The organism is Sediminibacillus terrae, from assembly GCF_009602435.1.
GTDB lineage: Bacteria > Bacillota > Bacilli > Bacillales > Amphibacillaceae > Sediminibacillus > Sediminibacillus terrae.
The window spans coordinates 145,339-169,493 of sequence record NZ_VZDQ01000024.1; the positions used below are offsets into that span (position 1 = coordinate 145,339).

Here is a 24,155-nt window from a genome sequence, read left to right on the forward strand (position 1 = left end):
TCCCCTTCCTAATCACTTAAAATAACCTGTCAACCGCCTGTAGCAGGCAAGCCATCACCAAGACCCAGTCCCGCCAACAAGAAAGCGACCTGTCGTTCTGTGTACGAAGCGATCGTAAACTCTTTCTGCAGCATCCAACGGCGGAAGCCCCACATTTGACCCTGAATGAAAATATTGTTGGCAATCAAGGATACATCTCTTTGTTTGAGCCGGTTTGGGGAACTGTCCTGCAAAAGCTGCTCCAGCATGGCGACCATTGCTTTTTCCTTTTGCATCACATATTCCTGCGCTTCTTTCGAAAGCGATTTCATTTCCTGGTACATGATGACCACTTCATCCTGCATCTCATCCATCAGTAAATAATAAGCGCGGACTGCCTGCACCAAATGATCCAAACTGGCACTTTCCCTCAAAAAAGCCGCTTCCATTCGCGCTTTTACCTTTTCGTATATCGAATCGCAAACCAAAAAAAGTACATCTTCCTTGGTACGGATATATTCATAAAGCGTTCCGATACTGAACCCAGAGGCTTTAGCAATCTCCCTGGTCGTGGTCCGATGGAATCCCTTTTCTTTAAACAAGCTGACCGCGCCCTTGATCATTTGATTACGCCGCCGCTCGATCAGTTGCTCATCTTTGATTGTTGAAGTGACTTTACTTCCGTTCATTTTTCATCACCTCCGCTTCGATTTTATGAGCCATGCAAGGCCAGTCGAGAGGATCCATCCGGCGTTCATGTTGGCGACCTTCACCGCCCCACCTCCGAACGTTCAACGCCGAAAAACCGAATTCAAAAACATCGCAAACGCCTGTGTTGTCCTCTCCAACCGTCTTGCTTCCTTATCCCCCAACTACTGAATCGGTAGCTGGTTCAGGCAAATCATACACCACCAGTTTGCTTTTACTAAGTGAATATGTGCCTGCCAATAATGGCGAGGTGGCTTATTCCTTCGTCAGCATCCGGCCGATCACAAGACGCTGGATTTCATTGGTCCCTTCATAGATTTGTGTGATCTTGGCATCCCGCATATACCGTTCAACTGGATAGTCCTTCGTATATCCATAGCCGCCAAAGACCTGGACTGCTTCGGTCGTAATCCGCATCGCCGCATCGCCGGCAAACAATTTCGATATGGCAGATGCTTTGCCGTATGGCTGTCCGTTCGATTCCAGCCAAGCGGCCTGGTATGTCAGCAAACGGGCGGCTTCTATTTCGGTCGCCATATCTGCCAGCTTGAACGATATTCCCTGGTTTCGGGCAATCGGTTTGCCGAATTGCTCCCGCTCTTTCGCATAGCTGACAGAAGCATCCAGGGCTCCTTGTGCAATACCGAGTGCCTGGGCTGCGATTCCGTTGCGTCCGCCATCCAGTGTCGTCATGGCGATCTTAAACCCTTGCCCTTCTGCGCCGAGCAAGTTTTCTTTGGGAACCCGGCAATTTTCAAAAACCAGCTCAGTGGTCGGAGAGGAGCGTATCCCCAGCTTCTTCTCTTTTTTTCCGAACGTAAAACCGGCCATGCCTTTTTCGACAATAAAGGCACTGATGCCGCGATGCTTGGCATCCCGATCCGTTTTGGCAAAAACGATATACGTATCGGCGACGCCTCCATTGGTGATCCATACCTTGCTGCCGTTCAATACATAGCTGTCCCCATCCAGCCGGGCGGTCGTCTTCATCGACGCCACATCACTACCGGCGCCAGGTTCGGACAAAGCATACGCGCCAAGTTTCTCCCCTCTTGCCAATTCCGCCAAATAGGTCTGCTTCTGATTTTCCGAGCCGTACTTGTATAAAGGCCAGCTTGCCAAAGAGATATGGGCCGACAACGTCACACCCGTAGATGCACAGACGCGCGACAGTTCTTCCACCGCTATGACATAACTGACAAAATCAGCGCCGATTCCGCCGTACTTTTCCGGCCATGGAATTCCCGTCAAACCCAATTCAGCCATTTTGTCGAATAACTCCCTGTCAAACCTCTCTTCTTCATCCCGTTCGGCCGCAGACGGTTCCACTTCGTTTTTGGCGAAATCGCGCACCATTTTTCTTAACATTTCCTGTTCATCGGTTAGTTGAAAATCCATCTATTTATCCCCCTTTTAGACTGGTCAATCTTGCAGCAAATGCTTGCCGATCACCATATGTTGAATTTCGCTGGTACCTTCATAAATTTCACAAATTTTGGCGTCACGGAAAAGTCGTTCGACCGGGTAGTCTTTCGTGTATCCATAACCGCCAAAAATCTGCACTGCCTCGATCGCTGCCTTGACAGCGGTCTTGGATGCAAACAGCTTTGCCATGGATGCCTCCTTGCCGCATGGTTTATTTAGGGCACGCAAAGAAGCTGCCTGGTAGGTCAACAATTTTGCCGCTTCCACTTCTGTCGCCATATCGGCCAGCTTAAAGGAGACGCCCTGGTGGTCGGCTATCGGTCTGCCGAATTGTTCGCGCTGTTTTGCATAAGCAATCGAATGCCTCAACGCAGCCTCTGCGATACCGAGCGACTGAGCAGCGATTCCTATCCTCCCGGCATTCAAATTGGCCATGGCGATCTTAAAACCATCTCCTTCGTTGCCCAGCAACTGTTCATTTGTAAGATAGCAATCTTCAAAATGAAGCTGAACCGTACTGGAACCGTGCAAACCCATCTTTTTTTCCGTTTTTCCAATATGGAGGCCCGGGGTGTCTTTTTCAACGATAAAGGCACTCACCCCTTTATAGCCGCCTTCCTGACTAGTCCTGGCAAAAACGATGAATGTATCGGCATAACCACCGTTGGTGATAAACATTTTCGTCCCTTGCAACAGGTAGCCATCTCCTGTCGGCTTGGCCGTCATTTTAAGATTGGAAGCGTCGGACCCGGCACCCGGCTCCGTCAGCGCAAACGCACCCAAATACTGGCCGCTCGCCAGTTTGGGCAAATATTTTTGCTTCTGTTCTTCGCTGCCGAAATATAAAATCGGATTGGTCCCGACCGAAGTATGTACCGACAGAATGACACCTACCGTCGCACTGACCTTGGACAGCTCATGCAGGGCAATGATATAGGAAGTGTAATCCATTGCACTGCCTCCATATTCTTCGGGGATGGGAATGCCCATAAGTCCCAGCTCCCCCATCCTTCGCACGACTTCAACTGGAAATCGATCTTCCGTTTCCATGCGCTGGATCTCCGGTTCGACTTCCTTTTCGGCAAAGTCCCGCACCATTTTGCGCATCATTTGTTGTTCATCGGTAAACGTAAATTCCATTCAGCCCGCCACCTTTCTCCTTTTGCTTATTCCTGATAAGTGTAAAAACCTCGACCGGCTTTTTTTCCGATCCACCCGGCCTTTACATATTTACGCAGCAACGGGCAGGGACGGTATTTGCTGTCCCCGAATCCTTCGTGCAACACTTCCATGATGTAGAGGCACGTATCGAGACCAATGAAGTCTGCCAGCTGGAGTGGTCCCATCGGATGATTCATCCCCAACTTCATTACCGTGTCGATATCTTCCGGCGAGGAAACCCCTTCGTATACTGCATAAACCGCTTCATTGATCATCGGCATCAGGATGCGATTGGCGGCAAAGCCTGGATAATCGTTCACCTCCACAGTCTTCTTTTCCAACTGGACCGCCAGTTGTTTGACTGTCTGATACGTTTCTTCGCTTGTCTGCAGGCCGCGAATCAGTTCGACCAGCTTCATGACCGGGACCGGATTCATGAAGTGCATGCCGATCACCTGCTCGGGCCGACTTGTAACAGCGGCGATTTCTGTAATGGGCAGCGATGAGGTATTGGTTGCCAACAAGACGTGTGCTGGCGCAAGTTCATCCAGTTCTCGGAATATTTTTGTTTTGATTTCCATGTTTTCCACGGCGGCTTCTATCACCAAATCACAAGACTGAACATCCTGGAACGTGGAGCTAGGAGTCAGCCGGTTGATTGCCGCCTGCCTTGCTTCCCCGGTCAATTTTCCTTTTTCCATGGCCCGCTGCAGCCGCTTTTCGATTCCAGTGATTCCTTTTTGCAATGACGCTTCCGAAACGTCATGGAGCAATACCTCTAGTCCAGCTGTTGCACATACCTGGGCTATTCCAGCTCCCATTTGACCTGCTCCTACCACCATTACTTTATTTATTTGCATGGCCATTTCTCCCCTCAAGCATAATATCTTTTTGTGATAACAACGTATTTTCTTAACGCACTTCCAGCAGAACGGCGTCTCCCTGTCCGCCTCCGCTGCAGATCGCGGCAATTCCGAGACCGCCTCCTTGTCGTTTTAATGCGTGGATAAGCGTCAAAATGATGCGGGCACCGCTCGCTCCGATTGGATGCCCCAATGCAACCGCACCGCCATTAATGTTCACCTTTTCCAAGTCCAGATTGGCAATTGCACTGCTGGCCAGTGATACGGCGGCAAACGCCTCATTCACCTCGAACAAATCGATATCCTCCAAAGACTTTCCTGTTTTTTGCAATAAAGCGTTGATCACCAAGCCGGGAGTCTGTGGGAAGTTTTCCGCCTCGACAGCTACTTCTTCATGGCCAAGCACATATGCGATCGGTTCCAAACCTTCCGTTGCCGCCCGTTGTTCCGACATCAGCAGCATTGCACATGCCCCGTCATTGACTCCCGGAGCATTTCCCGCCGTGATGGTTCCATCCTTATCAAAAGCGGGACGCAAGGAAGCGAGCGTTTCCAATGTGGTCCCTTTTCTCGGTGCCTCGTCTTGCTCTACCACAACCGGCTCCCCTTTTCGCCGCGGCACCTCGACAGGAACGATTTCTTCCGCCAAGATTCCTTCATCGATTGCTTTGACTGCCCGTTGCTGGCTGCGCAGCGCCCACGCGTCTTGTTCCTCCCTGGTAATCCCCAGCTCCGCTGCTGTTTTGTTTCCATAACTTCCCATGTGCACTCCGGCAAATGAACAAGTCAATCCGTCATGGATCATCATATCCTTCACCTGTTGATCACCCATACGGTAACCGTTTCTGGCGTTTGGCAAAAAGTACGGAGCATTGCTCATGCTCTCCATCCCGCCCGCGATGATGACCTCTTCCTCGCCAAGACGGATCAATTGGTCGGCAAGTGTCACACTGCGCATGCCCGAGGCACATACCTTATTGACGGTTTCTGTCTTGACTGCCCAGGGAATGCCTGCTTCCCTGGCAGCTTGCCGAGACGGGAGTTGTCCCTGCCCTCCCTGCAAGACTGTACCCATGATCACTTCATCCACCATTTCAGGCTCAATGTTGCTTTGTTGAAGGGCACCCGCAATCGCCCTGCCTCCTAATTGCGCTGCACTCAGTGTACTCAATGCCCCTCCCAGTTTGCCAAAAGGCGTTCTTGCTCCTGCCACAATCACCGAATTTGTCACGTTTATTCCTCCCCATCATTTGATAACGCTTACATTTTGTCCCGATTGAACGTTCGCTCAGATCCGCAGCAAAAGGCAAGGAACTGTTCTTTCTGACCAGTTCCTTTCCCCTATTACTTTAACGAAGTCCTTTTTCATTCGAACTTATATATAGTAATACATTTCGTTGTTTATGCGGTTTTTTCCTCTTTCTTTTCAAAGACCGATAACGCCAGGATTTCTGCTACATCCATCGTGCTGATATCTTCATCCACTTCTTTTGCTTTCGTGCCGTCGCTCAACATGGTCAAACAGAATGGACAAGCACTCGAAATCATAGTTGGATTGACCTTCAACGCCTGTTCTGTCCGGGCCACGTTTATCCGGTTTCCCGTTTTATCTTCTGTCCACATCAAGCCACCTCCGGCTCCACAGCACATTCCATTTTCCCTGTTCCTATCCATTTCCACCAGACTTATGCCGGGAATCTTTTTCAGTATTTCCCGCGGTGGATCATAAACGCCATTGTACCGTCCTAAATAACAGGAATCATGATAGGTCAGCGTTTCATTGATTTCCCTGCTCGGTTTCAAGCGCCCCTCGGTAACCAGGTCGTATAACAATTGCGTATGGTGGTACACTTCCGCTTCAAACCCAAAATCGGGATATTCATTCTTAAAGATGTTGTAGGCGTGCGGATCGATGGTTACAATCTTTTGTACATTGTGCTTTTGGAATTCTTTTATGTTTTTCTCGGCAAGCTCCTGGAAAAGAAACTCGTTCCCGATCCTGCGGGCTGTGTCACCGGAGTTTGCTTCTTTGTTGCCCAGAATGGCAAATTTGACGCCGGCTTCGTTCATCAGTTTGGCGAAGGCAACGGCGATTTTTTGGCTGCGATTATCATAAGAGCCCATCGAGCTGACCCAAAAGAGATATTCAAATTCCTCACCGGCTTTTTTCAATTCTTTCACCGTCGGAATCGACACATCTTCATCAAGGCCACGCCAGTTCTCTCGTTCTTTTTTCGATAACCCCCACGGGTTCCCCTGCCGTTCGATATTCATCATCGCCCGCTGAGCATCCTGATCCATTCTTCCTTCGGTCAAAACGAGGTAGCGGCGCAAATCGATGATTTTATCGACGTGTTCATTCATGACCGGGCACTGGTCCTCGCAATTCCTGCATGTGGTACAGGCCCAAAGTTCTTCTTCCGTAATCACATCACCGATCAAGCTGGTGTTGTTCACTGACTCCAAACCTGCAGCGACTTCATCCTTTGCGGCCCCTGCATTTCTTGCCATTTGGGCCAGCTGGTTTCCTTCTGTATTGGAAAAAGCATAGCTGGGAACCCACGGCGATTGACCAGTGACAGCTGCGCCCTTTTCGGTCAGATGATCCCGGAGTTTGATGATCAAATCCATCGGTGACAACATCTTCCCTGTCCCTGTTGCCGGGCAGACATTGGTACAGCGTCCACATTCCACACAGGCATATAAATCGATCAGCTGCAGCTGGTTGAAGTCTTCAATCTTGCTGACTCCGAAGGAAACCTCTTCTTCATCCATCTCATCGTCCACTTCAAAGTCCAATTTTTTCAATTTACCTGGAGGGGTCTGCCTGCTTAAAAAAACGTTGGCAGGAGCCGCCAGGAGATGCGCGTGTTTCGACTGTGGCACATAGACGAGAAAGCTGAGCAAGGCCACCAGGTGAATCCACCAGGCAACAAAGAACACAACAGCGGCAGCAGTCGGAGAAATCCACGAGAAAGCGCTTGCAATTAGAGATGCAACAGGCTCTGTCCATGCCGTTTCATGTCCATGCCAAACCATCCCCATTCCATTTCCGAGTAAGACGGACAGCATGAGTGTACCGATAAACAATAGCACGAGTCCAGCTTTGAATCCCCGCTTCAACCGTACGAGTTTCTCAATGTAACGTCTATAAAACGCCCAGACCACCGCAACGAGAATCATCAAGGTTACCAGCTCTTGAAAAAAAGTAAACCCGGGGTAAAGCTGCCCTAAAGGCAAGTGTGCCCCTGGTGACAAACCTTTGACAATGAAATCGATCGCCCCGAATTGAACAAGCAGGAAGCCATAAAACATCATCACATGGATGGCACCCGACTTTTTATCCTTCAATAACTTTTTCTGACCAAATACGTTGACCCAGACACGGTTCAACCGCTTTTTGATTTCCCCGTCGAATTCAAACTTCTTCCCCATTTGGATATAAGCAATCCTCGTTCTGACTACCCGAACGAATAAGTATAGGCCGTAACCTGTCACAGCTAAAAATAATAACCAATTAACCAGCAATAGTCCGTCCATCATCCATCCCCCCATCTTGTGATAATGATCTGTTGTTGTGAAAATTATTACGGAACAGCCCGATTCGTTTTATCAGAATCGTTTCCTCCCCTTTGTATAATGCTTATACCCCTACTTTATATTATGAATGAACATTCAGTCAACCTGAATTTGCGAATTTTTCCACATTTATAGATAGAGTTAATGCGAAAATGCATACTTCAGCAAGCCAGTTGAAAACTAGTAGGAAAAGAAGGGGGCAAAAATATGAAAGAGGTTATCCTATCCCTGTTCACCGGATTGGTCGTCGGTTTTATTTTTGCATGGGGAAAGCTTCCTATTCCCGCTCCGCCTGCTCTTGCAGGTGTAATAGGAATAGTCGGCATCTACTTGGGCTTTAAATTATTTCAGCTTGCGGAACCGTTAATACACAGACTGTTTTCTTAGCACAGTGGCTACTCAAAGATGTTGGACCTTTTTATGGATAAGAGGGAATGGAGAGCTACTGATATGGATTCACTAGAAGAGATGAGCGGGCTGCAACGATTGCGAACCGTTCTTCGCGACGGCCAGTTGCTGCAGTTCCGGGTCGAATGGAGGATTTGATTCGATGAAGGCCTGTTTTTGCTTTTCTGATGATTCATTCGATTTTGGCCGCTCGTATGACAGGCGGTTTTTCTTCTGATCCTCCTCCCCATCGACTGATGAAGTTCATTTTCTGATTTTCTTATGCCCCATTTGCTTTTCATTGCTCGTACGAAGTTGCTTTTCCGAATCTATCGAGTCCCATTCGGCGTTCACCATTCTGTATACATCAAAAAGAGAGGAAGAAACGTATTTCTTCCTCTCCTTTACGCGAAAACTAAATCCTTAACCGCCTATTAAGAATTATTGTTATTGTTTTTTCGCTGTTGGCCGCGACGTTCGCCGCCCTTTTGACCAATTTCTTCATAGAATTCTTCGTCATGGTTTCTGGAAGTAGCGTTACCGCCTTTTTGGCCAATCTCTTCATAGAATTCTTCGTCGTGATTCTGAGAAGTAGTTTCGCCGCCTTTTTGGCCTATTTCTTCATAGAATTCACGATCATGTGTCTTGGAAGTGGTTTCGCCACCTTTTTGACCGATCTCTTCATAGAATTCTTGGTCATGGTTTTGCGAAGTGGTTTCGCCGCCTTTTTGACCGATTTCTTCATAGAATTCACGATCATGATTTTGGGAAGTGGTTTGTCCGCCTTTTTTACCTGCTTCCTCTACTGACATCTTTCTATTGTTGTTATCATTCTTAGCCATGCTGTAAAACTCCTTTCCTGAAAGTTGATTATTATCTCTTACATTACTACTAGTTCCACCATCCACCTCCTGGTTAAACCTATCAAACGAATTTTTTTAAATTTAGAGAAGGAAATTCCTGCTATTTTTAATCATCGGTTTAAGGGGTAAAGATAAATAATTGTGAAAAAGCGAGGTGAAAAACATGCCCCAGATAAAGGACGAAAAGGACTATGTGGATATTCAGATGGGCAGGTTCCAACTTTTCTTCAACAAAAAGTATCGTTTGATATCTTTGACGAATGATATCGCCCTGGGCCTCTGGTTTTTAATCGGCAGTATTTTCTTTCTGTGGAAACAAACGCAGACAATCGGTACGGTATTGTTCATTCTTGGTAGTGCCCAGCTGTTAATTCGACCAATATTGAAAATCATCCATGCCTTTTACTTAAAACGGACGCCTCCCCATCAACAGGATGAATCATAAAAAAAGACTGCATAAAAGGTAATTAGCTCCGTTATTGCGGAAATAAATCAAAAAAGGTTGCGAGTCCCAACAAAAGTTCGGGAGGTGAAATAACCTCCCGCTTGTTGATTTATCACTCACTTTTCGCATAAAAATTCCTTTAACAAAATGAAAAAGAGGAAGTGAAATCGTATGTTGAAATTAATATAAGGAGGAAGCTTATTCAATTAACGGCCAGCTTACTTGAAGTATAATTTTATGACACTGAGCTATTTATGAGGAAAATCAACACAATTGATGATTTATCGGTATATAAAATAATTAAATTTTTAAAGTTGCATTGGGGAGGTCCAGCAATGGTTATTTCCAGTGGAATTTATGATTCTTCCTGCTATGCGACCTGAATCCTTTCCTATAGGGAAAGATATTGATACTCGTCTGAAATAGGGTGGACGACTATATCGGAACTACATTAAATATCCTCACCTTATTGTAAATCACATCCATTTACACACACTCTCCGGAGACCACCTATGAACGCTTTATTTGTAAAGTTTCACTGCTCCCTCCAAAAAGTTTACATATTTCACAATAAAACCTTTTGGCTTTATAATCTTGACTTTATTACCAAATCCGGCTAAAAATTGATAAGCATATTGATTCTCAGGCAATTCAATTGTTGCAAGGTAACTTCTGGAAGTTTCTTTTATAACTGCATCTTTTCCGTATCTTTCGATAAATTGATCCCTTACAGTAACATCTAGCGAAAGATGTACTTTAACCAATTGTTTTTGTTCATTATCTTGTTTTTCATGTTGAAATTCCTGGTCAGTCCTTGGGACAAAAAAACCGGCTTTTTGGATATTTTCTATCCTCGTCAATTTAAACGTTCGATAGTCTTCCCGTTCTAAACTATAACCAAAAAGATAACAATGCATCTCCCTAAAATGTATTTTATAGGGTTCCACGAGTCTGTACGTTTTGTTTCCTATTTGATCCACATACTCAAATTCCAATAACCAATTGTTCTCGATTGCTTGCCTGAAAAATAAAATTTCTTCGTTGATTCGACCCCTTCCCGGCCAATCATAGAAAGTCAAATCAAGTGTTGGAGAAAAATCTATGCTGGTCATTCCTTTGATTTTTTGAATAGTCGTTTGAATCTCTTGATTGTGAATCAATCCCTCAAATCCACCTAAAGCTACAAGTATATTTTCAATATCCTTGTGATTTAGTAATCGTTTATCGAATTTATACTCTTCCATTAGCGCGTATCCGCCTTCAGCACCATATTCCGCATAAACAGGGATGTTCGCATAACTTAATGTTTCCATATCACGTTGTATTGTTCGTTTCGTTACATGAAATAGTCGGCTGAATTCCGATGCCGAAACCACTTCTTTTTGTAACAAAATCATCACTATCGAGATAAGTCGCTCAATTTTTTTCATATTCCCCTCCAATAGATGACATACATATGTCGTCTATGCCCTATTATACTCCAAATATGAAAAGGAGGAATAACATATGAAAGCAATAACTTATCTACAATTTGATGGAAGAGCAGAAGAAGCGTTGGCCTTTTATGAAAAGGCATTATTAGCAACTAAAGTAAAAATGGTGAGGTTTGGTGATTTCGGCCAAGACCCGATAACGGAAGAGGAACAAAACATGATTATGGAATCTCGTATCGAGTTTTCAGGGAATATGTTAATGATCTCTGATGTACCGCCTTTTATGCAAGCTGCGACTGGCGAAATCACCAATGGGAATACCGTCCTAATCAGTATTATTGATGCTGATCCAGAAATCAACAAACAATGTTTTGACGGGCTTTCAGAAGGTGGTACTGTGATCATGCCGATATCTTCTACGCCATGGTCGGCAAGTTTCGGAATATTAGTCGACAAATTCGGGATAATGTGGAAGTTTAATAGTGAGGCAAGTAAATTTCTAGATGGTTATGTAGGATAATCTTGTATTAGTAGGGGTTTTTCCTAAAATAAATCCCGATAGTATATCCGTAATTGGTGGAGATTCTACAACATGGACTAACGTCAGGAAAATGCAGATTAACACGTCAAGGAAGTCCGCATATTAAAAACCTGATTTCTCAAAAAGGATGGGAAATTAGGCTTTTGTGAGTCGAAGAAAAACACTATCCTATTAAAAACCGGACGCATTCGATTACTTGGGGTTCGAAGCGCCCGGTTTTGTTTTGGCGGTTATGCTTTTTAGCCTCTTTCCTTCCATGCTGTTAACCGGATATGGATGAATCGAAAACCATATTTTTGTTACATTCTTTCTGGAGCTTCTACTCCGATCAGAGCGAGACCGTTGGCGATGGTGACGCGGACTGCTTCCATCAACGCCAGACGGGCCTTAGTCCGCTCAGGCTGGTCAGTGTCCAACACCTTCTCGGCGTTGTAGAAGCTGTGCAAGGTCGAAGCCAAATCGAAAATGTATTGTGTCACACGGTGCGGTGTACGTTTCACTGCAGCCTCTTCGATGGCGGAAGTGAATTCACCCAACCGTTTCAGCAGCTCTTCTTCTTTTTCGGTTGCCAATAAGCTGCCATCGATGTCCTTGCTGACTGTAAATCCTTTTTCTTCTGCCTGCTTGAGCATCGTGCATATCCGCGCATGGGCATACTGGACGTAGAATACCGGATTTTCATTGGATTGCGAGCGGGCCAAATCCATGTCAAAGTCCAAGTGTGAATCACTTGAGCGCATCACAAAGAAATAGCGCATGGCATCGATGCCGACTTCTTCCATCAATTCTCTCAACGTAACGGCTTTCCCTGTTCGCTTACTCATTTTGACCCGTTCTCCATTCTGGAACAGATTGACCATTTGAATAATTTCCACTTCCAGCTTATCTTTTTCGTAACCAAGCGCCTGGATTGCCGCCTTCATGCGGGGGATATAGCCATGATGATCGGCACCCCAGATATTGATCAATGTATCGAATCCACGATCAAGTTTGTTCTTGTGATACGCGATATCCGGAGTTAAATACGTATAGCTGCCATCCTGCTTAATCAGGACGCGGTCTTTATCATCTCCGAATTCTGTCGTCCGGAACCAAGTGGCCCCATCTTGATCAAAAATATGTCCTTTATCCTTCAAGGCTTGCAGCGCTTGATCGATTTGGCCATCCTTATAAAGGGAGGTTTCCGAGAACCAGTTATCAAAAGGCACCCGGAATTGAGACAAGTCACCTTCCAATTTTTTCAGTTCGTATTGAAGACCGTACTCCCGGAAATAGTTAAGACGTTCTTCTGCTGGCGAATCGCTCCATTTGTCGCCGTGTTCCGCTGCAAGCTGTTTGCCCAATTCGATAATGTCCTTGCCATGGTAGCCATCTTCAGGCATCTCCCAGTCTTTTCCGAGAGCCTGCATATAACGGGCTTCGACGGAAACCGCCAAGTTATTGATTTGGTTTCCGGCATCGTTGATGTAATATTCCCGTTCCACTTGATAGCCGGCTTTTTCCAATACGTTGGCCAGCGAATCACCAACCGCGGCACCACGGGCATGACCTAAGTGAAGATCACCGGTCGGATTGGCCGAAACAAACTCGATTTGGATTTTCTGTCCGTCACCGACTTTTGAATTTCCATATGCTTCGCCCGCTTCCAAAATCGAAGGGACCAATTCGGTCAAGTATTGGTTGTCCATAAAAAAGTTGATGAATCCCGGACCGGCGATTTCCATTTGTTTGATGGATGCTTTACTGCGGTCGAACTGGTCCACGATTTTCTCGGCAATTTGCCGCGGGGGCATTTTGGCGATTTTCGCCAGCTGCATGGCAATATTGGTTGCATAGTCGCCATGGTTTTTGTCCTTCGGCTGTTCCAGGACGATGACAGGCAGTTCCTCCTGTCCCGCAAGCCCTGCATCGACAACAGCGCGGCTGATTTCTTCTTTTAGTTTTTCTTCTGTTTGCTGCATGATATTCATCGAGACGCCTCCTCCTAGCCGGATTTGACAGGCAGGCCACTCTCGAAGCAGCCAAGCCTGTATTTATCCTGCGCAATATATGTGTTCCCAGAATCGGTCCATTGGACAGTTCCTGGATGTTTTTACTGTTACGAATTCCCGTGCCTCACAAGCACATGCACCATCATTCAATGCGCCAGTTGAAAGCCCAAGGTCAAGCGGTGCCTCCGTTTTCCTTCACCATTCATCTTGGTCGTATAGCTGATGAACAATTCGCCTTGTTGTCGCTCTTCCAGCGATTTAAAAATAATTTGGTCTGTGTGTGTTTCCATGTGCATCGTACCAAATTCATGCCGGTAAACATTTTCGGTCTTTTGTTTTTTCCGGAAAACTTGATGCATATGTACAGCACCGGTACGTTTCACACTGACCTTTTCCGGCTGAATGGTGATCATCGCCTGGATATCCTCTCCCTGCTCTTGATGCTCGGTAAAAGTCAGGACAGCGGTACTGCCTTTTTGTATATAACTGCCCGTTTCTTTTACAACGGTGACATCTTTTTGACCTAAGTCAAAAATTTCGGTCGTTAACTTTATGTCTACAGCTGCTTTGCCTGCTGTCAATTTCCCACACCCCTTCGAACGGGTTTTTCAATAGACATTCCTAAATAACTAATTATAAGAATGAATTTGGAAAAACTCAAGTCTCATTGTATGTCAGTTGTTAAGCTATCCTAAATGAACCAGTCCATCCGAAACCAAAAAACAATTACTTGACACGAACCTTATAAAGTAACGCCTAGATAAACTTTCTTTTATTCTGCTGTTTGAGGCGGGCTTCGCATCGCTATGGCAAGCTACTGCGATTCACGCTATCCATGGGTGAAACTTTGAACACGTACTTTCTCCTAAGCCAGGTTATGAAAAAAACCGAACGATTTGTCCGGTTTTTGGTCACTATGCTTTGCTGTTGTCCCAGCCTCAATGCACAGCATTCAATTTATTCATTTCCAATAAAGGCAGCTTGGCAAAAAAGTGATCACTCCGTTCGCTTATAAAACGGCGATAGGAAATTTCCAGCATTTCGGCATCACGGGTGGCTTTTCCTAAGTAGTATTGCTGAAAAGGGGTCAAACTTTCAAAACGGTTCAAAATACTGATACAAGTTGGTATATCTCCGCGGGCAAGCGCCAGATGGGCCGCTTCTGACTGAATCGGGGTGGAAATGCCCGCTGTTCTGCCATGGAAGGCTGCAATAAAAGGAATGGTATAATTGTTGATTCCCTGGATGGCAGTCAAATCTTCGATCATATTGGCCAGTCGCTTTGCTTCGAGGGCATGTTCCATCGCCTGCTGATAGCTGTCGAACAAATACCCCAGCGCCATCGTGTTATGGATATCGATTTTCTTGCGTGGAGAGTGGGTGGTTTGCAAAATTCGAAAACCGTGTTTTCTGGCAATGATCATTTCGTTGCGTTTCCAATGGAAAGTAAGCAGCATTTCATCCAACCTCACGGAAAACAATTCACGAAGCATAGGATCCCCGATTTTGTGGATGTTTTCCAACAAACCGTCCAGGTAGCTGCTTAATCTGCCAAACTCTTTCCGCTCAAAATGTGCATATACCCGCAAAAACATATGCAAGGTTTCGACTTCGACACTGTCAGCTGCAAGCTTGTTCAACAATCCCACATATTCATCCGTTTTCAGCATTCTTTTCCTGCGCAGATGGATGATCTTGTACAACTGTCCCCACTGACGATTTACCGGATTCTCAGAAACCAGATTTTTTTCGATTAGCTGCTCGAGGTCATCCAGAAAATCATAAGCATACAGAAATTCCATGCCGACTCGCTGGTTGGCCTCTGTCTGGGCTCTCATACAGTAGCTGCGGGTTACCTCGATTGCTGTGGATACATTATCAGAAACAGAAAATGATTGAAAAACATGAAAAAGGGAAAGCTCCCCTTCCTGCATAAGAAACTGATTCCTTGTCCGGCTTTGACCGTTCTCATCGTCAACAGGCTTCAACTTTTTTTCTTCAATGTTTTTCATAGCTACCCCTTTCCACCCCTTATTCTACATATAGCGACAATTTATTTTCTATTATAGCATATGTTCAAACTATTCTGGCATATTTATCCTCTAATTTCCAAAAATTGTGCAGAATGCTGTCGAAGCGCACCAAAACAGGAAGGAGTTACTTCTTCACCCATCCGAGCAGCATTTCTCTCACAAACTTACTGGCAGCGATCACCGTCTGTTCGGTCGGATCATAAACCGGGGCAACTTCCACAAGGTCTGCTCCCACCACTTCGAGATCCGCATCGGCGATCAATTGAATAGTTTCCAGCAATTCCTTGGACGAAATCCCGCCTGCTTCAGCAGTGCCGGTACCAGGTGCATACGCAGGATCAAGTACATCGATGTCTATGGTTACATAGACCTTTCTTCCGGCAAGCTCTGGCAAGATTTGTTTCAACGGCTCCGCGACTGAAAATTTCGCCATATGCATCCCGCTCGATTCCGCATACTCGAACTCTTCCCGCATGCCAGATCGAATACCGAAGGAGTAAACATTCTCCGGTCCGATCAATTCACACGTCTTTCTGATCGGTGTCGAATGGGACAGCGCCTCTCCTTCATACTCCTCTCGCAAATCAGCATGTGCGTCGATATGAAGCACTGCTATATCTGGATGTTTTTCATAGACCGCCTGAATGATTGGCCATGACACCAGATGCTCTCCACCCAGTCCCAATGGGAATTTCTCTTTTTCCAACACTTTTTTGGCATAGTCATAAATCATATCAAGGCTGCGTTGAGGGTTCCCGAACGGCAGAGGTATATCGCCGGCATCAAAAAAGTTCACTTCTTCCAAGTGCTTATCCATGTATGGGCTATATTCTTCCAGGCCAAGCGAAGCTTCCCTTATGCGGTTTGGCCCGAACCGGGAACCTGGGCGGAAGCTGACCGTCCAATCCATCGGCATTCCATAAATGATTGCCTCTGCTTCTTCTGGTTCCTGTCGAGACATGATAAAAACCTTTCCTGAATATGCTTCATCGAATCTCATAATGACGCCCTCCCTTATTCTGTTAATTCCCGGACAAATTTCGGCAGTGCAAACGAAGCATAGTGAAGTTCCTTGGTATAATATTTCGTCTCGATTTCGTTAAAGCGTTCCTCTTTTACTTTTAACGGATCATGGATTTTACTGCCGATAGTGAAGGTCCACAGACCGCTCGGATATGTCGGGATGTTTGCTGTATAAAGACGGGTGACAGGAAAAATCTCTTTTACGTCCCGGTAAACCTGTTTGATCAAATCTGCTTTGAACCATGGGTTGTCCGTCTGGGCGACAAAAATCCCGTCGTCCTTCAGCGCTTTTGCGATTCCATCATAAAAGCCTCTCGTAAATAAGTTCACTGCAGGTCCTACTGGTTCGGTAGAGTCGACCATAATCACGTCGTATGCCCGCTCGCTTTCGGCTATATGCATGAAGCCATCCGCAACCTTGACATCGACCCGGGGGTCCTCTAAATCCCCGGCTATTTCCGGCAAATACTGCTTGGAGTATTCGATTACTTTTCCGTCTATTTCCACAAGCGTCGCAGTTTCTACCTGCTCATGCTTGAGTACTTCGCGGATGACTCCCCCATCTCCTCCTCCGACAACCAAAACGTGCTTTGGATTCGGGTGAGTGAATAGCGGAACGTGGGCAACCATCTCATGATAGACAAACTCATCCTTTTGCGTGGTCATCACCATGCCATCGAGTACCAGCATGTTCCCCCACTCTTCTGTTTCCAATATATCAAGCTTTTGATAATCCGTTTGTTCAGAATGCAAGGTACGCTTGATTTTCGCCGTAATACCAAAATTTTCCGTTTGCTTTTCTGTGTACCATAGTTCCATGCTCATTCTCCTTTTTTAATTGAAGACTCTTAAGTACGCTGCTCAGAGGTCTCGCTTGACCCTGGATCCGCAAGTCTCTTGAAATTTCCGCCCCTTTTCCAGACCGTTGATAACTACCAGAATGGAGCCGCTATATTTTTCCCCTCGTTCTATTCTTATATCATTCACCGACACTACTAGTGTTATTTACCTGATCGGACTGCTTGAAACACAAGATCCCCTTTCAGGATTCGACAAGTTTCACCGGATGTACTATGTCAATTCTCTTGGAATCAAAACAAAAGGCAACAATATTAAAAATCTTATACTTATGCACGGAGAAAAATCAACTGTTTTGTCAGGTTTATTTATCCGCTTTCCTACCTATACTGATAAAGTTGACTGTTCATTTCCAACAACCTACCCCTATATTCATGAAAATCAGGTGGATGCCATGATTTCTTTTATAAAAAAACAACTTGTGAAAATTGAAAACAAACTACTGCGCAGGACTATCCTCTCGATCCTGCTGACAGGATGTGCCGTTGTGCTGACTGCTGTAACGGTTTATTCGGCAGCACTGCTGCTCGGTCCGCCTCCCTTAAGCAAGGGTGGAAATACCATCTATTATAGTGCGGATGAAAAAGTCATCGGTGAAGAGCATGGACCGGAGAGCAGATATTGGGTCACCCTTGACGAAATGTCCCCCATGCTGATTAAAGCTGCATTGACGACGGAGGATAAACGGTTTTATTCCCACCATGGCCTGGATGTAAAACGCATCCTTTCAGCGGCCTGGCATGATTTACAAGCGATGTCCAAGGTGCAGGGAGCAAGCACCATCACACAGCAATTGGCGAGAAATTTGTATTTAACCCATGAAAAAACCTGGACCCGAAAGCTGAAGGAAGCTTTTTATGCGATTCGTCTGGAAATGTTCTATGACAAAAAAGAAATTCTGGAGGGCTACCTCAATACGATTTATTATGGCCACGGCGCTTATGGGGTTGAAGCGGCAAGCAGGTATTTCTTCGATAAGCCAGCCAGCCAGCTTGATTTATCCGAGGCGGCCTTGCTGACAGCGATTCCGAAAGGTCCTTCCTACTATTCGCCATATCGGCATTGGGACAACGCAAAGAACCGGCAGGAGCAAATACTGGCTTCGTTGGAACAGGCCGGGGTCATTTCGGAAAACGAGAAGTACCTTGCAGCAAGGCAAGCCGTACAATTGACGGAACACGCAAAAGAAGCAGAGAACAAAACGGCACCCTATTTTCTGGATACAGTGCTGTCGGAACTGCAGGACATATTGGACATGGATGCCGAGGCTATCCGGTCCGGTGGATACCAAGTGTACACCACGCTTGATCTTAAACAACAACACCAACTCGAAGAAACCGTGAACAAGTCGATCAGCAGTTCCTCTGAGCTTCAGGTCGGTGCCGTAGCCCAAAATCCGGACAATGGCGCTGTCACTGCCATGGTAGGTGGCCGTGATTATGCCGACAGCCAGTACAATCGCGTCACCCAGGCTAAGCGGATGCCGGGGTCCTCTTTCAAACCGTTTTTGTATTATGCAGCCTTGGAAAATGGTTATACCCCTGCCACGACCCTGCTCAGTAAACCGACCAGTTTTGAACTGGAAGACGGAACGGTATATCAGCCAAGCAATTACAATGGCTATTACGCCAATGAGCCAATCACCCTGGCTCAAGCATTAGCGTTGTCGGATAACATTTACGCAGTAAAAACAAACCTTTTCTTAGGCCCGAAAGAACTGGTGGAAACAGCCAAGAAATTCGGAATAGAAGAAGATTTTGCCGCAGTGCCGTCATTAGCGCTTGGTACAGGGGCAGTCACCGTTAATGAAATGGCTGCCGCATACGGCATGCTCGCCAATGGAGGCAAATCAGTAGAGCCGTTCACCATTGAAAAGATTACTGATTCACACGGCAAGGTGTTATATGAAAGGGAAGAACAAGAACCTTCCCATGTGTTGGATCCTGTGAACGCCTTTATCCTGACAGATTTGATGACCGGTATGTTCGATGAATCGCTTAATGGATATATGCGGGTAACAGGTGCATCGATTGCCGACGAATTAACCCGCTCCTATGCCGGCAAATCAGGAACAACCAAGACGGATAACTGGATGGTTGGGTTCAGCCCCGATCTTGTAACAAGTGTATGGACTGGATTCGACGAAAACAAGCCAGTGGAAAACACCGATGATTTGCAGGCTGCAAAAGAAATTTGGGCGGGATTCATGGAAAAAACCCATGCCGACCTTCCATTTCATGCTTTTCCGGTGCCCGATGGGGTGGTTGGCGCTTATGTTGACCCTGTATCTGGTGAACTGGCAACTCCTTACTGTGAACAGCATCGACTGATGTATTTTGCCAAAGGGACCGAACCGACCAGTTATTGTTCGCTTCATCACGATGAGGAACAAGAGAAGCAGGAACAGATACGAGAAGAAGAGGACGAAGAACAAGACAATGGCTGGAAGCGTTGGTTTAAATGGTTGTCCAGAAACTGATCGCTTTCTTATCAAACTGAAATCAACGAAACCGTCTCATAAGTATGTGTGCATAAACAATCCTTCATTGCCACTCTCGCTACGGAAACACACTACGCTTTCCGCGGGCGGCTGGTGAATTTCCTCGAGCTGACGATCTGCGGGAACTCACCGAGGCCTTTCCTGGAAACTCCGTGAATTTCCTTCGCTGATAACCCTGCTGTCCTACATAAAAAGATAATGAATGCACTATCAAACAATGAAGTCCCTTTTGTTTCTGAAAAGCTCGGGAAGTATGCACGGAAAAAGCGAAGTGTTCCATCCTAGCAAGTTTAGCACCTTTTTGCCAGAAGTCAGAAAAACGCAATGTGTTTCCTCAGCAAGTTTTCTGTAAGAAACAATGAATCTGATATAGGTCCGAGGGATTCAACTTCATAAGAAAAAGGCCGGAACGGATTCCGGCCTTTTTCTTTGTCCTAGTACACAGTTTTACCATGTGATACATATTTTACAAACTAATTCGCAAAACCTCAAGATATTCAATCATTATTCACAATTCAGTCACAAAATGTTCAATATTTCTATGCTTGCATCCTTACTCGGGAAGGGCTTGTTTCAACTCATCGGAAGAGTTTTCCCACATTTCTTTGTTGAACTCGCGGAGAAAATCGCCCAGCAGTTTTTTCGAGTGCCCATCCATATGATCGACAATCACTTTGCCTTTCATGGATTTATCCATATGGTTGACATGTTCCGGCATTGATTTATAGGCACGCTTGATCGAACGGTCCACGCGTATTTCACTTCCGGCCACTCCATGGTAATAAGAACCGGAGTCTTTTCTTTCAACAGTTACCCAGACGATCCAGTACAGCTTGCCGTTCGGAACTGCATCTTTATCGGGAAGAAACTTGACCCGCCGCTCGATTTCACTGCGGGCATGCATGGCTCCCATATCGACAAACGCCCGGTCCTCAGCTGGATCGATGATCACCGGCGAAATGTTTTCCAAGCTGATCGAGCCTACACCGTAACCACCATGACCATCGGTGGAATCATCCTTCATGATGGTGAATTGATTTTTTTTCTTTTTGGAAGGTTGCTCCTCGCTCATTTTTAGCTCCTCCTTCTATAATATCTGCAACAGATTCGCAGCCTATTTCTTTATATGATATGCTGTTTTCATTGTAGCATAGGGAAAAATTCAATTTCATCTTTCAAGTATCTACACAGCAGGGATTTTCCCTTGTCACACGAATTAGTCAACGAAATTTTTCAGAGGAGGTACTTACACATGCCATATGTAACAGTAAAAATGCTGGAAGGAAGAAACGACGAACAGAAGAAAGCACTCGTGGAAAGAGTGACGGAAGCCGTCGTCGACACTACCGGCGCTTCCAAAGATAAAGTCGCCGTCTTTATCGAGGAAATGAGCAAGAGCGATTATGCAGTTGGCGGAAAAAGACTGAGTGATGAATAAACCCTGACTAATAAGGAAATCTCCATCAAAGATAGAAGCCAGCGGAACTCCGAAACGGGGTTTCGCTGGCTTGTTTTTTAGCCATGCTTTTTACTTCGTCCGATGTTTTCCTGCCCGACGAAGCCAAACTGACCGGGAGACGGCTCCCTTTCAAAGGATTTCTCTTCAGGCTCCAATTTTTGGCGGGCACCGAACCAACGTCGCTTCTCTATACGCACACCGACCCGCTGTTGCTGCACTTCCTGAATGCCTTCGATGACCAACTGCATGGCAAGTATCAGTACAATAAATGCTGCGAAAACCGGGACGACAATCCACTCGTGTCCACTCATAAATGCATTCCGCGAACCACTGATAATACCCGACCATTCAAATGTCACCGAGTATGGCCACGCTTTATAAGACTCATTCAGCATGATACTGGTGCCGCCCAGAAATATATTAAACAAGCCGAGATGAATAAGAATCAACAATACCTGTATAAACTGCTGACCAAAGATGATTCCCAGCTTGGAATGGAGATGCGGCATAATATGGCGGAACAATATGTGGTTGGAATTCCCGCCTAAAACCCTGGCGCCGTCGATATATTCCGTCCTGGTGATCAAACGGATTTCGTTCCCGATCAACACAGTCGTCAACGGAACAACCAACAAAGTCAACACGCCGGCTTCGACCAATATCCGTTCTGTGAATGAATATTCGAACCCGGAAGTGGTTCCGCTTAAAACGGGAGTCAGTAAAATCACGGCAATCACGCTCAAAGGCAGAAAATGAAAGCTGTCGACAAACCGCTCTATCCTTCGTTTCCACTGCTCCTTGATGAACAGTGCATAAGGAACGGCCAGTATAAATCCCAACAGCATTCTAAGCAGCGCGATAATCCCGGCAAAAAGTATCGTGTACTTGGCACCTGTCAGCAATTGATCGAGGATGCTGTATCCATTCTGGTCGGTTCCCAACAAGACATACTTCGAGGGCGGGTGCGGTTTGCTGCTGACCAGATTCCCATCCTCATCATAGATCAACGTGAAATTTTCAACTGGTTCTTCATGGATGACAGTGTGTATGATACTGACAGCCAATATAGCAAAAATGACTGCAAATCCGACCAGGAACTTCTTATTTTTGAAATGGGCGGCAAGACCCTTCACATAATCCCCAAGTCGTTTTTTCCAAGAGAGATTATTCGGCTTGGAAAAGGTTTGGATGAATTTTTTATCCTTCATTTGCAATGCTGTTTTTTCGGTGAATATCTCGATCCCCTGGTAAAGGATATAAAACGGCGTAAACACCATGATCAAGGCAGCCGCAATCACCATCGGGCGGAAATCTTCCATCACGAAACTGAACAGGCCGCGGATATTAAACATATACTCGATTACAAACAAACTGGACAATGTACCCCACAGAATGATTTTTGAATGATAGAAGGTACTTTTCAATATATTCCGCAGGACATGGACAGCGATGATGGCATTATGTTTGATTCCCTTACTGAGTGCGAAGTCCACATAGTCCTTGGTCAATTCTTCCTCCATCAGCAATAAAATGACGCGAAAAAGGGAAATCATCGGCAAAACCGCCAACACAGTGATCGGTGCTATGTAGATCCGTTCGTCTCCAAGTGTGACGAACTTCATCAGATGGACTCCTGTCTGCTTGAAAATAAAAACAATGAACATTTGCAGCAAAAAGGCCACCATTAAATCGGGTATGGCTTCACAAAGCACCAAGAGCCGTTTTATTACACGAATTAATACTTTGGGCAGCAACTGGGTGAGCAGTGCCAGTATCAATGCCAGACTGAAGCCAATCAGTAACGCAGCGCCAAGAATACGCATGGAATAAAAATAAGGATCCCATAAAAAAGCAAAAACATTCAATTGCTCCTGTCTGAATTGGTACACCCAATTGTCGGGCTGCACTATTTCTCTGGCCAGGTTCCATGTATTTTCGGCATATAAACCAACATCGACAAGGCCATCACCCTGTAGCAAACTAGGAGCAGAGCTTAACGCCACGATACCAAGCAAGCCAAGTACATAATAGCCCAGGAATTTTATTAATTTCACAAGCAACTTCCTTCCCATCCCCCATTTATTTACATCCCTATAGTCCATTGTAATCAATTTTCTAAAAATTCACAACGTGGTAAATAATCACCTTTATCGCTATTTCTCTCGCCATAACTATCAACTAAACTATCCTTTAGTGAACTTTGCATTAAGGTTTATTCCATATAAAAGTACGCACTATGATTGGATTAATTTACTGTTAATAATCAAAAATCAAAAAGACCAAATCATATGCGATTTGGTCTGCCAATTATCATGGTGTATATATAATATGTTTTCCATACTACCGAAATTACTTTGAGAAAAAATCGCTTTCTTCAACAGCATCAAAAAATCAATGGGTTGACTGCCGGCGAAGTTTGTCGATGAATTCCCATGCTTCGGCTATCTCTGTCTCCTGGTAGTTTTGTGTCTTTTTGACGGTTTGGACTTTCTCTTCCACTTCCTGTTTGGACAAGTCATCGAAGTACAGCATCGTAGATACCAATTCAAGAAACCGGGAGCTTTTTTCTTTCATATTGTTTATCATACTTTCAAGCGGCGGGAGTTCAACCTTCGAATGGTTCAGAAACTCTTCCCCTTGTTCCGTTACACGATAACGGTATTGGTAATAGTTGCTTTTGTCTTCTTTTACCTCGGAAATAAATCCAAGATTGCAAAGCTCTTCCACACGGAGGGTCAATTCCTCTGAATAAGGGCCGTAGAAATGAAACTCGTATTTTTCCTCGAATGGAATGTCACACTTCTTCAGTATGTAAATCATTTTCTGCAGTTTTTTCCTGCCGACAACTTCGTCTGCCGTCGAGAAAAACTTCATGATTCTGGCGTGATTTTCTAACATACTCACCAT

The 24,155-nt window shown here is 45.5% G+C and carries 21 protein-coding genes; 5 read left to right on the forward strand and 16 right to left on the reverse strand.

What is annotated here, in order from left to right; all coding sequences use genetic code 11:
- Positions 1-29: 29 nt before the first annotated feature.
- From F6X55_RS11985 to F6X55_RS12010, 6 genes are all read right to left on the reverse strand, one after another.
- Positions 30-668, reverse strand: coding sequence for a TetR/AcrR family transcriptional regulator (locus F6X55_RS11985; protein ID WP_153463538.1), 639 nt, complete (start codon positions 666-668; stop codon positions 30-32).
- A 274-nt stretch (positions 669-942) separates the two neighbouring features.
- A complete protein-coding gene (locus F6X55_RS11990) occupies positions 943-2,085 on the reverse strand; it encodes an acyl-CoA dehydrogenase (RefSeq protein ID WP_026570800.1) in 1,143 nt (380 codons plus the stop codon).
- 24 nt (positions 2,086-2,109) lie between these two features.
- A complete protein-coding gene (locus F6X55_RS11995) occupies positions 2,110-3,252 on the reverse strand; it encodes an acyl-CoA dehydrogenase (RefSeq protein WP_153463541.1) in 1,143 nt (380 codons plus the stop codon).
- Between the two features lie 26 nt (positions 3,253-3,278).
- Positions 3,279-4,133 (reverse strand): 3-hydroxybutyryl-CoA dehydrogenase, encoded by an 855-nt coding sequence (locus F6X55_RS12000; protein ID WP_153463544.1) that lies wholly within the window; start codon positions 4,131-4,133, stop codon positions 3,279-3,281.
- A gap of 52 nt (positions 4,134-4,185) precedes the next feature.
- Entirely contained in the window at positions 4,186-5,367 is a 1,182-nt protein-coding gene (locus tag F6X55_RS12005; protein ID WP_026771893.1) for an acetyl-CoA C-acetyltransferase, read from the reverse strand.
- 170 nt (positions 5,368-5,537) lie between these two features.
- Positions 5,538-7,676, reverse strand: a complete 2,139-nt coding sequence (locus F6X55_RS12010) for a (Fe-S)-binding protein (protein WP_153463547.1) — start codon at positions 7,674-7,676, stop codon at positions 5,538-5,540.
- Positions 7,677-7,922: 246 nt separating this feature from the next.
- Between F6X55_RS12010 and F6X55_RS12015 the strand changes: the two genes are divergently transcribed.
- On the forward strand, positions 7,923-8,102 hold the full coding sequence (locus tag F6X55_RS12015) for a XapX domain-containing protein (protein WP_026570805.1): 180 nt from the start codon (positions 7,923-7,925) through the stop codon (positions 8,100-8,102).
- Positions 8,103-8,536: 434 nt separating this feature from the next.
- Here F6X55_RS12015 and F6X55_RS12020 read toward each other — a convergent pair whose 3' ends face one another.
- Positions 8,537-8,944: a KGG domain-containing protein gene (locus tag F6X55_RS12020; protein WP_153463549.1), complete on the reverse strand. Its 408-nt coding sequence runs from the start codon at positions 8,942-8,944 to the stop codon at positions 8,537-8,539.
- A 184-nt stretch (positions 8,945-9,128) separates the two neighbouring features.
- On the opposite strand from F6X55_RS12020, the gene F6X55_RS12025 reads away from it, so the two are divergent.
- Positions 9,129-9,410: a YrhK family protein gene (locus F6X55_RS12025; protein ID WP_153463552.1), complete on the forward strand. Its 282-nt coding sequence runs from the start codon at positions 9,129-9,131 to the stop codon at positions 9,408-9,410.
- A gap of 521 nt (positions 9,411-9,931) precedes the next feature.
- Here the strand turns inward: F6X55_RS12025 and F6X55_RS12030 are convergent.
- Complete coding sequence (locus tag F6X55_RS12030; protein ID WP_153463554.1) at positions 9,932-10,840, reverse strand: helix-turn-helix transcriptional regulator; 909 nt, start codon at positions 10,838-10,840, stop codon at positions 9,932-9,934.
- Between the two features lie 76 nt (positions 10,841-10,916).
- Here F6X55_RS12030 and F6X55_RS12035 point away from each other — a divergent pair, with 76 nt between their 5' ends.
- The gene (locus F6X55_RS12035) at positions 10,917-11,363 is read left to right on the forward strand and encodes a VOC family protein (RefSeq protein ID WP_026570808.1); all 447 of its coding nucleotides are present in this window, start codon (positions 10,917-10,919) and stop codon (positions 11,361-11,363) included.
- A 320-nt stretch (positions 11,364-11,683) separates the two neighbouring features.
- On the opposite strand, the gene argS is transcribed toward F6X55_RS12035, so the two are convergent.
- From argS to speE, 5 genes are all read right to left on the reverse strand, one after another.
- Complete coding sequence (gene argS, locus F6X55_RS12040; RefSeq protein ID WP_153463557.1) at positions 11,684-13,354, reverse strand: arginine--tRNA ligase; 1,671 nt, start codon at positions 13,352-13,354, stop codon at positions 11,684-11,686.
- Positions 13,355-13,521: 167 nt separating this feature from the next.
- Positions 13,522-13,956: a YwiB family protein gene (locus tag F6X55_RS12045; RefSeq protein WP_153463560.1), complete on the reverse strand. Its 435-nt coding sequence runs from the start codon at positions 13,954-13,956 to the stop codon at positions 13,522-13,524.
- A gap of 357 nt (positions 13,957-14,313) precedes the next feature.
- Positions 14,314-15,387, reverse strand: a complete 1,074-nt coding sequence (locus tag F6X55_RS12050; RefSeq protein WP_153463563.1) for an AimR family lysis-lysogeny pheromone receptor — start codon at positions 15,385-15,387, stop codon at positions 14,314-14,316.
- Between the two features lie 145 nt (positions 15,388-15,532).
- Complete coding sequence (gene speB, locus F6X55_RS12055; RefSeq protein ID WP_026570812.1) at positions 15,533-16,408, reverse strand: agmatinase; 876 nt, start codon at positions 16,406-16,408, stop codon at positions 15,533-15,535.
- 14 nt (positions 16,409-16,422) lie between these two features.
- Entirely contained in the window at positions 16,423-17,250 is an 828-nt protein-coding gene (gene speE / locus F6X55_RS12060; RefSeq protein WP_026570813.1) for a polyamine aminopropyltransferase, read from the reverse strand.
- A gap of 433 nt (positions 17,251-17,683) precedes the next feature.
- Between speE and F6X55_RS12065 the strand changes: the two genes are divergently transcribed.
- Positions 17,684-19,768 carry a transglycosylase domain-containing protein gene (locus tag F6X55_RS12065; protein ID WP_153463566.1) on the forward strand — a complete coding sequence of 695 codons (2,085 nt, stop codon included), beginning with the start codon at positions 17,684-17,686 and terminating at the stop codon, positions 19,766-19,768.
- A 574-nt stretch (positions 19,769-20,342) separates the two neighbouring features.
- Here the strand turns inward: F6X55_RS12065 and F6X55_RS12070 are convergent.
- Positions 20,343-20,861, reverse strand: a complete 519-nt coding sequence (locus F6X55_RS12070) for a YwhD family protein (protein WP_026570814.1) — start codon at positions 20,859-20,861, stop codon at positions 20,343-20,345.
- Between the two features lie 180 nt (positions 20,862-21,041).
- Here F6X55_RS12070 and F6X55_RS12075 point away from each other — a divergent pair, with 180 nt between their 5' ends.
- Positions 21,042-21,227 carry a 2-hydroxymuconate tautomerase gene (locus F6X55_RS12075; RefSeq protein ID WP_153463569.1) on the forward strand — a complete coding sequence of 62 codons (186 nt, stop codon included), beginning with the start codon at positions 21,042-21,044 and terminating at the stop codon, positions 21,225-21,227.
- A 77-nt stretch (positions 21,228-21,304) separates the two neighbouring features.
- On the opposite strand, the gene F6X55_RS12080 is transcribed toward F6X55_RS12075, so the two are convergent.
- A complete protein-coding gene (locus tag F6X55_RS12080; RefSeq protein WP_161993081.1) occupies positions 21,305-23,302 on the reverse strand; it encodes an ABC transporter permease subunit in 1,998 nt (665 codons plus the stop codon).
- Between the two features lie 337 nt (positions 23,303-23,639).
- Entirely contained in the window at positions 23,640-24,146 is a 507-nt protein-coding gene (locus F6X55_RS12085) for a YwgA family protein (protein WP_153463575.1), read from the reverse strand.
- Between the last annotated feature and the right edge of the window lie 9 nt (positions 24,147-24,155).